Here is a 13,347-nt window from a genome sequence, read left to right as displayed (position 1 = left end):
TCCGGCGGCTCGCAGCGTGGAGCGCTGCCCCCCAATCGCAGCGGAAGAGGGCCGATTACTCGCTTGGCGGCAGGATCACAGCGTCGATGACGTGGATGACGCCGTTGCTGGCCTCGATGTCGGCGGCGATCACGGTCGCATCATTCACCTTCACGACGCCGTCGGCAATGCTAAACGTTACCGGCGCACCCTGCAATGTCTCCGCCGTCATGCCATCGCTCAGATCGCTGGACATCACTTTGCCCGGCACCACGTGATAGAGCAAAATCTGCGTCAGGGCGCCCTGTGGATCGGCGAGCAGGCTTTCCACCGTCCCTTCCGGCAGAGCGGCGAACGCCTCATCGGTCGGCGCGAAGACGGTGAAGGGCCCTTCGCCCGCCAGCGCATCGGCCAGGCCAGCTGCAGTGACGGCGGCGAGCAGCGTCTGGAAGTTGCCTGCAGCGGCTGCCACCTCTGGGATGGCGCCCGGCGCCTCAGCAGCTGCCTCTTCAGCCTCTTCTTCGCCCGGCGGCAGGATCACCTTATCGATGACGTGGATGACGCCGTTGCTGGCCTCGATGTCGGCGGCGATCACGGTTGCATCGTTCACCTTCACGACGCCGTCGGCGATGGAGAAGGTCACGGGACTACCCTGTACCGTCTCCGCCGTCATGCCGTCGCTCAGGTCAGAAGACATCACCTTCCCAGGCACAACGTGATAAAGCAGAATCTGCGTCAGTTGACCTTCGGGGTCGGCGAGGAGCGCCTCGAGCGTGCCCTCGGGCAAAGCTGCAAACGCCTCATCGGTTGGCGCAAAGACGGTGAAGGGCCCTTCGCCCTGCAACGTCTCGACCAACCCTGCGGCGGAAACGGCCGCCACCAGCGTCTCGAAGTTGCCGGCGCTCACGGCGATGTCCACGATCGTGCCAGGGCCTTCATCCGCAGGCGCCTCGGCGGGCGGCTCGGTGGGAGTTGGCGCCGCCGTCGCCATAGGAGCGGGCGCAACCGGCGCGCAGGCCGCCGTCACGAGGGCGACGACGAGCAAGAAGGCTAGCGTTTTCATGAAGTGCATGCTGCTTCTCCTTTCGTGTGTACAGTGCTGGAATCCGGTGATTGATTGAACGTAAATGCTGATGCAATTATTGTGCATTCATTGTTCAATTACTGTACAGAGTAGTGGCAAGCGGCAATTTTCGAGGTGATGGGTCTTCCATTCTCACCATTTTTTCATCGAAATGGTACAATCGAGGCAAAGAGAGGAACCGATGGGCGTATGGCGCAGCTCACAGAGACAATTCGTGCACTATTCGAGGGCGCTGGCTCCGGATCGCTGCTGGAGCGCATCGCGGCGTCGATGGATCCGGTGGCGTGGACGTTGGTGATTTTGTTGAGCGGCGCCGTCATTGTGGGTCTCTTTTTCAGCCTGACGACGCGACGTCCCTTTCTGGCGGCGGACGAAGTGGAGGCGACCCCGCAGATGCTGCTGGCTCGTCTCAAACAGGAGCCAACCCGGCTGGCTCCGATCGCTATCATCAGCCGACTGGGCGCCGAAGCTACGCTGGAGCTTCTGGAGTACGGCGATCAGATTCGCACTCATGAATGGCGCTACAAATGGAGCAGCGTGCGCGAGGAGCTGATCCATCTGCTCAGCCAGCAGAACGCCTTCGGCCCGACCTACGCGTTGGCGCGCTATTATCGCTCTACGGACAAACAAGAGCCGGACACGCTGCGCATTCGCCGCACGGCGCTCATCCACAAGCTTGGGCAGCTGCGCTATCTGGAGCCGGACGCCAACGGCAACCCTGCGCAGTTGCGCGTGCGTGCGCATCCGGCTGAGGTTCAAGGAGATTTGGGATTCGAGGGAGAAACGCTGTGGCTGCTGGCCGATGAGCCGGCGCCGCCCCCCCAGGGGCCGATCGTGGAGTTGGAAATGATCGATTTTCGCACGTTGCAGGACGCCGACATTCGTATCCACATCCGTCGTTCTCCGGCGGTTGGCGGCGGCTTTCGCCTGACCTTGCAGAAGCGACATGGCTTCTGGGTGGTGGTTGATGAACAGATCGAATGGGTGAGTTGAAGGCATGACGGCGCTTCTAAATTTTATCAACGTGTTGGCGTCCAGCGTGCTGGTGATTTTGTGCTTCTCGCTGCTCGCCTACACGTTGACCTATAACTTCCGCAACCCGGTGGCGCGGCGTTTTGCGTTGATGTTGGCCTTCCTGATGGTCGTCTTCGCCGCCGACGTGGCGTTGGACAGCGTCTCCACGGCTGCATCCGCCAACCGCTGGCTGCGGCTGCAGTGGCTCGGCATCGCCATGACCCCGGCGGCCGCCTATCTCTTCTCCGTCTCCGTGCTGGAGACCACCAACTATCGCGTGCGGCGTCGGCGCTGGGTGGGCGTGATAGCGCTGCTTATCTCGACGGCCAGCGCAGTCGACGCCATCTGGGGCAACGCCATCGTCGGTCAGGTTCACTTTCGACCGCCGCTCAGCTATCTGGAGGGCGGGCCGCTCTTCTGGCCCTTTGCGATTTACTACGCCGTTGTCACCGCTCTGGCCTGGGCCAACATCTGGAAGGCGCGGCGACGTTGCCTGACCGAAAGCACACGCGCGCGCATGACCTATCTACTGGTGGGTTTCATTGCGCCGGGCGTCTCCGTCTTCCCATATCTGATCGCCTTCGCCCTGCTCTTTGGCCCGCGGGAATCGGCCTGGTTCGTGTTGTTGCTTTCGATCATCGGCAATGTCGTGGTGGGTTTTCTGCTGTTGTTGATGAGCTACACGGTGGCCTACTTCGGCGTCATCACGCCCGACCGCGTGGTGCGCTATCGGCTGTTGCGGTTTTTCATGCGCGGCCCCTTCGTCGCCATTCTCGTGATCTTGGCGATCCAGATCACGCCTCCGATCGAACGCACCCTGGGTTTGCCGCGCAACGTGATCCTGTTCAGCATCATCACCGGCGTGATCGTGCTCAGCCAGCTCGCCTTGAGCGTCACCAAGTCGGCGGTGGACCGCCTCATCTATCGCGAGTATCGCGATGAGATCGCCTGGCTGCGCGAGCTCGATCGCCGCATGTTGACGACCAGCGATCTGCGCCAGCTGTTGGAAAACAACCTGATCTCCTTGTGTGAGCTGTTGCGCGCGCCGTCGGCCTTTGTGGCTGCAGTCTCCGGCCCCGACCTGGTGCTGGAGGCGATGGTGGGGCCGGAGGAGAAGCGCAAACAGATTCTCTCGATCGACGACTGGTCGGACGCCTTGGGACGGGCGCTGCGCGAGCGGAAGGAGCCGCAGCCGGGGCGCATGCCACAGCCCTATTCCCATCGCGGCTACTGGCTCTGGCCGTTGGTGGATCGCGCGCCGGAAGACGAAGGCGTGCGCGTCATCGGGTTGCTCGGCGTGCAGGCGCGCACGCAGGCGCCTCTTTTTACTTCGGATGAGGCGCGCGTCATCGACGTCATTTTGCATCGCACCACGCGCGCGCTGGTCGACCGCAAGCTGCAACAGCGCGTGCTCGCCAACTTGCGCTACATCATCCCGGATATCGAGCACATTCAGCAGTTGCGCGGGGTGGTTCCTTACGCTGCGCCGGACAGCGCCCAGGAGCCGGTGGAGGCGCTGCTCGATCCCAGCCCGATCCACAGCCCGGAGTTCGAGGCCTGGGTCAAGGACGCGCTGAGCCACTACTGGGGCGGGCCTAAATTGACGCACAGCCCGTTGATGAAGCTGCGCGTCGTCGGCGAGATGCTCAGCCAGGCCGACGACGACCCCACGCGCGCGCTGCGCCTCGTACTCGGGCAGGCGCTGGAGCGGCTGCGCCCTGAAGGAAAGCAGAACTTCACGGCGCCCGAATGGTTGCTGTACAACATTCTGGAGATGCGTTTCGTGCAAGGACGCAAAGTGCGCGAGATCGCCGACCGGCTCGCCATCAGCGAGAGCGACCTCTATCGCAAACAGCGCGTGGCGATCGGCCAACTCGCGCGCGTGCTTTCGGAAATGGAGCAGTCCAACGCCGTCGAGTCGATCGCTGCGCCGGGCAGCCTCGCAGATGGCGCCCAAAATACAGACGTCATCGCCGGCGTCGCCCCAACAGCCGCCAAATCGACCAAACTGTAAGTGTGCTATTCTACGAGCTGGATTTTGGGGAAGCGACTCTGGTCAAATTCGTGCAGGCGCTCCGGCCCCAGAGCGGTGATTTCGTGGTGAATGGCTTCGGCCGCCGCGCGCAGGGATGCGATGTCCACCCCTTGACAGATTGGCGGCAGCGTGCGCAGGCGGGGCAGGCCGCGGCGGAACATCTTGATTGCGCCCGCCCAGTTGTTGCGCTGAATTTGCAGAAACGCCACCCCAATCTGGAGAATGCCTTGATACATTTCGCGCACCGGCCGCGTCTCTTCGTTCCAGGCCTCTTCCAGCCACTCATGTTGCTCGAAATATTCGCCGCGGTTGAATTCCTCGATCCCGCGGCGAGCCGGTGCGCTCAACGGCGCGTCCCAGCCCTCGGGATAGATGGTTGGCGGATGGAGATAGCGCTTCACGACCTCTGGCAGCGTCTCCATCATTCTGCTGCGCGCCCAGGCGTGATCCGCGCCAGCGCGCCGCGCCGCTTGCAGCGTCTCCGCGTCGACGTGGCTGCCGAATGCGATGATCGGGATTTGAGCGGTGTGCGGTCGCATCTTGCAGCGCGCAATGGCGCGCCTCCAGTCGCCTTCGGCCCCGAGGTCAACCAGGGCAAGGTTCGGAAATTCGCGGTCGACGGCTTCGACGAAGTCCTCGGGCGTTTCTACGATCACCGCCCGTCCGCCCTGACGTTCGATCACGTCGCACAGGCGCGGAACGAAAAAAAGGTCCGGCTCCAGACAGACGACCGCCGGCTGGTGTAAAGTGGGTTCGGATCGTAGAGGTTGCGTCATGATGAAAAATCAATCCCAAAGAAAATGGCCGTAGCCTCGCAAATTTGATATACTGAAATCTCTTGCAACACATGATTCCTCAGTCATGCAAGGATTGTCTGTGAGCGAAATAACTGTGCAAATTGATTCCAACCTGAGCTACGATGCAGCCCTCGCACAACTGGAGCGCATCCTGGATCGACTGGAAAGCGGCGACCTGCCGCTGGAGGAGACGTTAAGGCTGTACGAAGAAGGCGCGCTCCTGGCGCAACTCTGCGCAGCCCGCCTGGATGAAGCGGAGCTGCGCGTGCGTCGCTGGCAGGAAGGGAATCAGACGACTCCATTTGATGCGTGGCGAGAAACCTAGCAATTTATGCTCGCACTGTTGAGCAACTCGGCGCTCTGGCTGCCGCTTTCGATCGCCTTGATCGTGCAGTTTTACAAGGTGGTGGCCTATTGGGTGCAGACCGGCCGCTTCGATTTTCGCGTGATGGCGCAGGCGGGCGGTATGCCAAGCAGCCACTCCGCCCTCGTATGCAGCCTCGTGACCGCCATCGGCTATCAGTATGGAATGGACAGCGGCCTGTTCGCCGTCGCCGTCGTGCTGGCGGTGATCGTCATGTACGATGCGCGTGGGGTACGCCAGGAAAGCGGCAAGCAGGCGCGCGTGCTGAACCAGCTTCTACAGACCGTCTTCAACGGTCACCCTCTCACCGACGCGCAGCTCAAAGAGCTGATCGGTCACACTACGTTGCAGGTGATTGTCGGCGGCTTGATCGGCATTATCTACACCTTGCTCTTTTTCCTCGGGCGCGACTGGCTGTAGCGCGCAACCGAATTTTTCTGAAATCCTTTCAACTAATGGCTTGTTCTGCGCAACACTCTGTGCTATGATCGGCGCAATTGGCCGGAACAGCAGCCGGACGTTCAACATGAAGAAAGATTGACTTTTGGAGGAGCTATGCGACGCGTGGTTCTGATTCAACCCCGCCGCGATGGACGAATTTTTGGAAAGGCGCCCGGTTCGCCATACACCTTGATGCGTCTGGCGTCCCTCGTTCCCGAAGAGATTCCGGTGGAAATCTGGGACGAGAATCTGCGCGATCTGGAGCTGGACACCCTGCGCGAGGGTGATCTCGTGGGCATCACCTCGATGACGGTGACGATCGAGCGCGCCGAACGCATTGCGCGCAAAGCCATGCAACAGGGCGCCGGCGTCGTCGTGGGCGGCGTGCACGCCACGTTGATGCCTGAACATGTCGCCACCTTCGCTCATAGCGTCATGGTCGGCGAAGGCTACTTCACCTGGCAGCAGCTGATCCAGGATTTCGCCGCCGAAGGCGTCAAGGGGATGAAGCCGATCTACGAAGATCAGCGATGGGCGGACCTCGAAGGGTTGGCCACCATCACCGACCGCGTGATTGCGATGGTGGACGAGAACAAAAATTACTGGACGCCTTACCTGGAGATCACGCGCGGCTGTCCCCGCAACTGCGACTTCTGCACCGCCATTCGCGTCAGCGGACGGCGCATGCGCTTCCGTCCGGTCGACGAGGTCATCGACGAGATCAAGCGCCGCAAGATCAAGCGCTTCTTCCTCACCGACGACAACTTCGGCCTCAACTTTACGATCGCGCCCGACTATTGCGCCGAACTCTTCGAGGAGCTCGCCAAGCTCGACTTGCACGGTTGGACCTGTCAGTCGGAGATGAGCATCGCCAAACATCCAGAACTGCTGGAAATGAGCGTCGCCGCCCATCTCGACAAGCACTTCATCGGCTTCGAGAGCATCAATCCCAATAACCGCTCTTCACTCGGCGGCAAGTCCAAGGGCAAGGCCGACCAGACGCGCGAGGCGATCCGCGCCATCCGCAAGACCGGCGTGGGCGTCGTCGGCCTCTTCGTGATGGGCTTCGACTCCGACACGCCGGAGACCTTCCAGGCGATGTGGGATTTCATCCGCACCAGCGAGTTGGACAGCGTCAGCACGACCATGCTCACGCCCTATCCCGGCACGCCCTTCCGCGAGGTGGTGGAGCGCGAGGGGCGCCTGCTCGACGTGCCGTGGAGCCACTACGACACCGCGCATCTGACCTTCATCCCCAAAAACTTCACGGTCGATGAGCTGCGCGCCGCCTACGACTGGCTCTGCCGCAAAATTTACAGCCCGTACCAGATCGCGCGTCGCGGCCTGCGCTCGCTCGGACGGTACCCGCTCTCCAAGGCGGGCAAGAAGGTCTTCGGCAGCTTCAGCACCGACTACGGCTATCGTCGCACCTACGCCTACCGCAACGCCCTGTAAATTGCGGCCGCGGTTGCTGCGCATGCGGCGGATGCGCACAGGTTCAAGTGCTGCATCCGGCGAGTTTGCAGCAACCGCGGCCGTTTCCTCAGCGGACAGAGTCGATATAGGACAGAGTCGATCTCAGTACTTGCAGTCGACCTGGCGCCTGGTCTCCGCCGACTCCAGGATGGCGTCGCAGATCACGGCGCAGCGGTAGCCGTCCTCAAAGTCTGCGCCGATCGGCGCCACCGGCTTGTCGTTGACGATGCAGTCGAGCAGGTGGGTGATCTCATGCACAAAGGTGTGCTCCCAGCCGATGATGTGCCCCTGCGGCCACCAGTTTTCCCACCACGGATGATACGGCTCGGAAACGAGCACCTGATGGAAGCCGCGCGTCTCCTTCGGCTCTTCGTCCACCCAGTAAACTTCCAACTCGTTGAGCCGCTCCAGGTTGAAGCGCAGGCTGCCCTTCTCGCCGTTGATCTCGATCACGTTGCTGTTTTTGCGGCCGGCGGCGAAGCGCGTCGCCTCGACCGTGCCTAACGCGCCGTTTTCAAACGAGACGACGGCGGCGAAGGCGTCGTCCACATCGACCGTGCCCATCGTGCCGTCCGGCCAGGGGCGCTCCTTGATGAAGGTGCGCGTCATGGCGCTGACGCTCTCAATTTCGCCGACCAGATAGCGGCCCAGGTCGATAATGTGCGCACCCAGGTCGCCGAGCGCGCCGCTGCCGGCCACCTGCTTGTTCAGCCGCCAGATCATCGGCATATTGTAGTGCGGCATAATCCATTCCTGCAGGTAGACGGCGCGGAAGTGGTAGATGCGGCCCAGCGCGCCGCTCTCGATCAGCAGCCGCATCTGACGCACCGCAGGGACAAAGCGATAATTGAAAGCCACCATGTGCTTGACGCCCGCCTTCTGCACGGCGTCGAGCATGGTTTTGGCTTCCTCCGCCGTGCGCGCCAGCGGCTTCTCGCAGAGGATGTGCTTGCCCGCCTGCGCAGCGGCGATGCATGGCTCGGCATGCGCATCGTTCGGTCCGCCGTTGTCAAAGAGCTGCACCGCCTCATCGTCGATCAGCGCGCGCCAGTCGGTGTAATAGCGTTCGTATCCGAAGCGCACCGCCGCCGCTCGCGTCGCCTCCTCGTTGCGGCCACAAATGGCCACCAGCTTCGGGATTGCGGGCGGCGGATACATCATATAGGGAATCTTTTTGAATGCGTTGCTGTGCGCCTTGCCCATGAAAGCGTAGCCCAACATGCCGACGCCGATCTCGGGCGCCTGAGCTTCGGCGGCGGCCGCCGCCATCGAGGTGAAGCCTGCTCCTTCGGCCATTGCGAATCTCCTTACTGTGTTTGATGGATTCGATTTGTTTTGGAAATTTGATAGTGTGAGAGCATTTTAGCATGAATGCTCAAGATTGCGATCTGATGATCATCGACGTGCTTGAACGCAGTTCCTTTGTGCGCCGCCGCATGCTGACGCCCGATGGCGTCTATCTCCCGGTCAGCTTCAAGATGAAAGCACTGACACAGATGCTCTGGACAAAGATCGCTGGTCGCCAAAGGGGAATCTGCGCGTTTTCTAGCGAAACGTCTGCCGATCTAACGACACAGCCTGTCCGCCAACGCTACAATTTCGTCGTGCATCGTCAATTGGGTGCGCCAGGCGGCCGGAATCCCCGCTTCGCCGTAGAACGCGCCGGCCACCTGCCCACATACGGCTGCGGTTGTGTCGGCGTCGTCGCCCAGGTTGGCGGCCAGCAGCACGGCGCTGGCGAAGGTGTCGGTGCGGTCGAAACACCAGAGCGCGGCTTTCAGGCTGTCGACGACGTAGCCGGAGCCGCGGATCTGCGCCTGGCGCTTGCTGCGATAGTCGCCCCGCGCAATCGCCTCAATCTGGGGTGCGCCGGTGAACGTTGCGCTGTCGCCCAGCAGCACAGCGGCTTTGTCGTCGCCGCGCAGGGCGCGCACGAGGATGCACGCAAAGAGGCGGCTGGCGTCGAGACACTCCGCCGCGGCGTGCGTGGTGCGCGCACTCTCCGCCGCGTAGTGCGCAGCCGCGTCAATGTCGGGATAGTAGTAGAGCGGCACGGGCGCCAGGCGCATGATGCAGCCGTTGCCTGCCTTGTGCGGGTCGGTCGAACCGGCGAATGGATCGCCCGTCTGCTGAAAACGCTGCAGCGCACCCGCCACAGTGACGCCGATGTCAAAGCAGACGCCGGTGCTGCTCAGGTAGCCTTCTTTCCACCGGCGCACGTAGCGCGTCATCGGGTCGTGGGCATCGAAGCCGTTGCACTCCACCAGGCTGTAGCCGAGACAGAGCGCCATCGACGCATCGTCCGTCCACTGGCCCGGCTGCAAGCCAAATGGTCCGCCGCCGACCATGTCGGCAAGATATTCCTTGACCACATGCATCAAAAGAGGCGGCTATGATGATCATCCCTTCCACCGGCTGCTGGCGGATGATCTGGCATTTGCCGGTGGCCTGGGTCTTGGGCGAAGCGAAGAAATGCGGCAGCGCACACCCTCTACGCAAGCGAGCGCTCCACCATCTGCGCAGCCGCCGGTGGGCCGCCCAGCCGGGCGAATTCCTCGCGCAGGGCGGCGGCGCGCGCTCGATAGGGAGAGAGGTCGGGAAGCAGCGCAGCCAGTGCGGCGGTCAGCCGTTCGACGGTCGCCTCTTCGGGCGGCAGATGGAGGCCGACGCCGGTGCGCGCCACGCCGCGCGCCTGATGAAGCTGCTCGCCAGCATGGGGGACGACGATCTGCGGAACCGCCGCGCGCACGAGGGCGTGGGTCGTGCCCGCGCCGCCGTGATGGATAGCCGCCGCAGCATATGGGAGCAGGGTGCGAAAGTCGGCGAATTCGCGCACGACCGCCTCGGCGGGCAGTCGCTCCAGCCAGCGGTCATCCCCTGCAGGGTCAATAGAGCGCCCTAACAGCAGGATCGGCCGACAGCCCAGGTTCACCGCAGCGCGCGCCGCCGCCAGAAAAAACGCCGGATCGCGGTTGAAGGTTGTCCCCAGGGTGATGACGACCCACGGTGCATCCTCTGGCGAAGGCAGCGTCGCATCCGCAGGGAGGGCGTCGAGCGGCAGACCGCCTGCGTGGCGCGTCTGCGGCGCCAGCGCAAGGCCGGCATACCAGCGCTCCGACCAGAAGGTGAGGTGAAGATGGGGGGAACGCAGCGCAGGCGGACCCTGTCGGGTGAAGTTGACGCCTTCACAGCCGCCGATGCGGAGCAAGCGCGCCATCCGGGCGCTCGCCTCGGCCATCACATCCTCCTCTGCGCCGGTGGAAATCTCCACAGCAGGCCATCCGACTACGATGAGAGGGCGCCGGATGCGTTCGGCGACCAGACCTGATGCAACGATGAACATCTCGCTGACGATTGCGTCCGGCTGCACCTCGGCGGCGACCGCCTCGAGCGCGGCCATGCCTGCCTCCACGCGCGCCGGCTCCAGCCATTGGTCGAGCGCGCGCAGCCTGCGCAGGCGTCGCCATGCCGCGTCAGCCATCTGCGCGGGGCGGGCCATGGGCGGAGGCGGCGGCCAACGCCAGCCGGTCTCCGTCAGCGACGCAAAGCGGACGCCTTCCTGTTGCACCTGAGCAGCCACCGCCTCGCCCGAGGCCCAGATCACCTCGTGGCCGCGCCGCTGTAGTGCGACCGCCGTCGCCAGAAACCCGCCCCAGTCCAGGTGGCCTGGCAGCGGCGCCGAAACGAACAGAAAACGCATCGGGGCTCCACCGATCTCTCAAAAGCGACGCCCTGTCCGCCGTCCCTCTTCTCGCTTCTTTTTTTCATTGCTCAATTGCTGCATCCCGGCGTCAGCCGATACAACCCGCCGTTGCCCATGCCGATCCAGAGGGCGCCATCGGGCGCAGTGGCGACGGCCAGGATCGGCCAGCCGTGCAAGATGCGCTCGGCGATGACGCCGCCATCGGCGGCGCGTCCCAGCCGATACAGTCCCGGATAACGGCCGTAGACGCCGAAGTAGACGGTGTCGTACGCCCAGGTGATGCCCGTCGGCGCAGCGGAGTTGACCAGATCGACCACCGGCGGCGTGTACCACTCCGCGCCTTCGCCGCTCAACGTCAGCGGGAAGCCGTAGTGCGGCGTCGCCCCCTCGCCGGGGCCAATTGCAGCGGGATCGAGCATGTTCACTTCGTCGCCGGCGCTGATTTCGTCGGGCACGTTGGTGGCGCCGTTGTCGGTGAACCAGATGCGGCCGGCCGGGTCGGCGGTGATGCCGTAGGGATTGCGCACCCCGCGCGCGGCGGTGGAGAAGACGCCGATCGTGCGCTGGCTGAGCAGGGCGTCCAACGGCGCGCGCACGATGCGCGCTGCGTAGGGATTGCCGGCGGAGACGATCTGCTGCGCGCCCTCCTCGCCCACGCCGGTGATCGGTCCCTCCACATAGCCATCGCGCATGGCGCCCGCCGAGACGTAAACCCAGCCGTTGCTGATGACGATGCCGTTGTTGGCGTGGAAGAGCTGACTGTTGACCGCAAAGCCGTCGGCAAGCTTCTCGTAGCCGCCGCCGTCGGGAATGCGCCCGACCTCGCCCGACCGGCTGATGTAGAGCGCTCCGTCGTGATAATCCAGCCCGGTGATGCGGCTCGATTCGGTGAAAATCTCCTCGTAGCGGGTGCGGTTGTTGATCCAATCATAGACCGCCACCGACCGGCTCGGATGGTAGGCGTCGTAGAGGATCATCGGATCGACGTCGCGAGATAAGTTGCTGTCGAGCGCCAGGAACATGCGGCCGTCGGGCGCAAAGGCGATCGCCGTGATGCTGCGCGTATTGTCCGGCAGCCGCTGCTCGATGCAGAAACCGCCGCGCGGCGTCATGTAGGGATCATCCTCAGATGGCGCAGACAACCCCAAGGCGCTGACGCGAATCGGGGCGGCTCCAGAAAGCGGCGCCGGCCGGGCCGCCACCGGCTGCGGCGCAGCCGCCTGCGACGCAGCAACTGCACCATCGCCCGCTGCATCACTGCCCGCTGCACTATCGCCCGTCGCACTATTGCTCGCTGTGCTTTCGGTTGAGGCCGTTTGTGCTGAACCGTCCGTTCCAGACGCAACTGCGCCGCGCGGCGCGGCTGTGGAGGCGAGGCGCAGTCCGACGCGCGCCAGGATGCGCGCCAGGTCGGCCTCATTGGGAATGGCGCCGCAGCTGATGGGCAGGATCAGGTCGCTGCTGACCAGCGTCTCGTGCCGCTGGCCGTCGTTGCAGGCGTCGGGCACCTCCGCCATTTTAACGCCGGGGCCCACGGTCAGCCAGGTGCTGACGACCGGCCTGGCGGCGGTCTGCGCTGCAGCCGTTTGCGTCGGCGCGCGCTGCGCTGGAGGAGCCGATGGAGCGGCGCGACGTTCGGCCGCGCCCTGTTTGATCCATTCGTAGATCAGCTGTTGCTCATTGGGCGGAAGCGGGCCGGTCACGGGCATTTTGCCCTGGCTCACCATTTCCCACAATTTGGATGCCTCCGGATCGCCTGGGATGACGACGGGGCCGTTGTCGCTTCCGGCCATCACCCCGCGGTAGGTGGTCGTCTGCAACCCCATGATGCGCGCAGCCGCACTGTGGCAGGCGGCGCAGCTGCGGTCGAAGATCGGCTGGATGTCCTCCACGAAGCCGATTTGCGGTCCCTGCACAACGGGGACGGTGGGCGTCGGCGTCGGCAAGAGGGCGGCGAGCGTCGGCGTTTGGGCCGCAGCTGCATCGATCTGCTCCACGACCGTGTAGCCGACAATTTCCACCAGCGAGCCGCGTTCGATCTTGCCCACGCGACAGGAGTCGACGTCCGGCTGGCTGCGCACATTGGTGGTCTGCAGTGTGGCGCCGAAGGCCGAGGCGCCCAGGTCGATGCACGCTTTGAGTTCGTCCAAATTGCTGATCAGTTGAATGTTGCGGTGGGGTTGCCCCAGGAGGTTGGGGTCGAGGATCGGCGGCCTGGGGCCTCCGCTCAGGGGCGTTGGCCCGCTGAGCAACGCGGTCAGGGCGCCGCTGCAGCCTGCCAGTAAAGTCGCCGAAAAGACAAGCATCCAGATTGTGCGAATTCTGACAACCATTTTGTAAAAACCTCTCACGTTTGAAACGATGCGCTATTGCTCCGCAGCCGCTTTCTGCGCCTCGGAGGCGAACCATGCACGCGCCTGGGCGATATCCGCGTGAATTTGCTTGACCAACTCG

11 protein-coding genes are annotated in these 13,347 nt (G+C 63.6%); 5 read left to right on the top strand and 6 right to left on the bottom strand.

Annotation, left to right across the window (positions count from 1 at the left end; translation table 11 throughout):
- Positions 1 to 55: 55 nt before the first annotated feature.
- Positions 56 to 1,051, bottom strand: a complete 996-nt coding sequence (locus tag Q0367_RS16955; protein WP_298983704.1) for a fasciclin domain-containing protein — start codon at positions 1,049 to 1,051, stop codon at positions 56 to 58.
- Positions 1,052 to 1,252: 201 nt separating this feature from the next.
- Between Q0367_RS16955 and Q0367_RS16950 the strand changes: the two genes are divergently transcribed.
- Entirely contained in the window at positions 1,253 to 2,056 is an 804-nt protein-coding gene (locus Q0367_RS16950; RefSeq protein WP_297637245.1) for a hypothetical protein, read from the top strand.
- A gap of 4 nt (positions 2,057 to 2,060) precedes the next feature.
- Positions 2,061 to 4,091, top strand: coding sequence for a histidine kinase N-terminal 7TM domain-containing protein (locus tag Q0367_RS16945; RefSeq protein ID WP_298983702.1), 2,031 nt, complete (start codon positions 2,061 to 2,063; stop codon positions 4,089 to 4,091).
- 5 nt (positions 4,092 to 4,096) lie between these two features.
- Here Q0367_RS16945 and Q0367_RS16940 read toward each other — a convergent pair whose 3' ends face one another.
- On the bottom strand, positions 4,097 to 4,888 hold the full coding sequence (locus Q0367_RS16940; RefSeq protein WP_298983700.1) for a DUF309 domain-containing protein: 792 nt from the start codon (positions 4,886 to 4,888) through the stop codon (positions 4,097 to 4,099).
- Positions 4,889 to 4,988: 100 nt separating this feature from the next.
- Between Q0367_RS16940 and xseB the strand changes: the two genes are divergently transcribed.
- The 3 genes from xseB (at position 4,989) to Q0367_RS16925 (ending at position 7,169) form a co-directional block, all read left to right on the top strand.
- The gene (gene xseB / locus Q0367_RS16935; RefSeq protein ID WP_297637256.1) at positions 4,989 to 5,234 is read left to right on the top strand and encodes an exodeoxyribonuclease VII small subunit; all 246 of its coding nucleotides are present in this window, start codon (positions 4,989 to 4,991) and stop codon (positions 5,232 to 5,234) included.
- Between the two features lie 6 nt (positions 5,235 to 5,240).
- Positions 5,241 to 5,693, top strand: a complete 453-nt coding sequence (locus tag Q0367_RS16930; RefSeq protein ID WP_297637259.1) for a divergent PAP2 family protein — start codon at positions 5,241 to 5,243, stop codon at positions 5,691 to 5,693.
- A gap of 135 nt (positions 5,694 to 5,828) precedes the next feature.
- A complete protein-coding gene (locus Q0367_RS16925; RefSeq protein WP_298983698.1) occupies positions 5,829 to 7,169 on the top strand; it encodes a B12-binding domain-containing radical SAM protein in 1,341 nt (446 codons plus the stop codon).
- A gap of 123 nt (positions 7,170 to 7,292) precedes the next feature.
- Here the strand turns inward: Q0367_RS16925 and Q0367_RS16920 are convergent, their stop codons facing one another.
- The 4 genes from Q0367_RS16920 to Q0367_RS16905 all read right to left on the bottom strand — a co-directional run bounded on the left by Q0367_RS16920 (position 7,293) and on the right by Q0367_RS16905 (position 13,226).
- Positions 7,293 to 8,486 carry a Gfo/Idh/MocA family protein gene (locus Q0367_RS16920; RefSeq protein WP_297637266.1) on the bottom strand — a complete coding sequence of 398 codons (1,194 nt, stop codon included), beginning with the start codon at positions 8,484 to 8,486 and terminating at the stop codon, positions 7,293 to 7,295.
- A gap of 269 nt (positions 8,487 to 8,755) precedes the next feature.
- Positions 8,756 to 9,568 (bottom strand): ADP-ribosylglycohydrolase family protein, encoded by an 813-nt coding sequence (locus Q0367_RS16915; protein ID WP_298983695.1) that lies wholly within the window; start codon positions 9,566 to 9,568, stop codon positions 8,756 to 8,758.
- Between the two features lie 113 nt (positions 9,569 to 9,681).
- Positions 9,682 to 10,890, bottom strand: a complete 1,209-nt coding sequence (locus tag Q0367_RS16910) for a glycosyltransferase (RefSeq protein WP_298983693.1) — start codon at positions 10,888 to 10,890, stop codon at positions 9,682 to 9,684.
- A gap of 71 nt (positions 10,891 to 10,961) precedes the next feature.
- On the bottom strand, positions 10,962 to 13,226 hold the full coding sequence (locus Q0367_RS16905) for a c-type cytochrome domain-containing protein (protein ID WP_298983692.1): 2,265 nt from the start codon (positions 13,224 to 13,226) through the stop codon (positions 10,962 to 10,964).
- Between the last annotated feature and the right edge of the window lie 121 nt (positions 13,227 to 13,347).

Source organism: uncultured Caldilinea sp., assembly GCF_937128415.1.
In the GTDB taxonomy this organism is placed as follows: domain Bacteria; phylum Chloroflexota; class Anaerolineae; order Caldilineales; family Caldilineaceae; genus Caldilinea.
This window is presented reverse-complemented; position numbering and strand designations above follow the sequence as displayed.

Coding starts and splice junctions, on each gene's coding strand:
- Q0367_RS16915 (WP_298983695.1), bottom strand. CDS start 9,568: ATGCATGTGGTCAAGGAATATCTTGCCGACATGGTCGGCGGCGGACCA.
- Q0367_RS16910 (WP_298983693.1), bottom strand. CDS start 10,890: ATGCGTTTTCTGTTCGTTTCGGCGCCGCTGCCAGGCCACCTGGACTGG.
- Q0367_RS16925 (WP_298983698.1), top strand. CDS start 5,829: ATGCGACGCGTGGTTCTGATTCAACCCCGCCGCGATGGACGAATTTTT.
- Q0367_RS16955 (WP_298983704.1), bottom strand. CDS start 1,051: ATGCACTTCATGAAAACGCTAGCCTTCTTGCTCGTCGTCGCCCTCGTG.
- Q0367_RS16945 (WP_298983702.1), top strand. CDS start 2,061: ATGACGGCGCTTCTAAATTTTATCAACGTGTTGGCGTCCAGCGTGCTG.
- Q0367_RS16940 (WP_298983700.1), bottom strand. CDS start 4,888: ATGACGCAACCTCTACGATCCGAACCCACTTTACACCAGCCGGCGGTC.
- Q0367_RS16930 (WP_297637259.1), top strand. CDS start 5,241: ATGCTCGCACTGTTGAGCAACTCGGCGCTCTGGCTGCCGCTTTCGATC.
- Q0367_RS16950 (WP_297637245.1), top strand. CDS start 1,253: ATGGCGCAGCTCACAGAGACAATTCGTGCACTATTCGAGGGCGCTGGC.
- Q0367_RS16905 (WP_298983692.1), bottom strand. CDS start 13,226: ATGGTTGTCAGAATTCGCACAATCTGGATGCTTGTCTTTTCGGCGACT.
- Q0367_RS16920 (WP_297637266.1), bottom strand. CDS start 8,486: ATGGCCGAAGGAGCAGGCTTCACCTCGATGGCGGCGGCCGCCGCCGAA.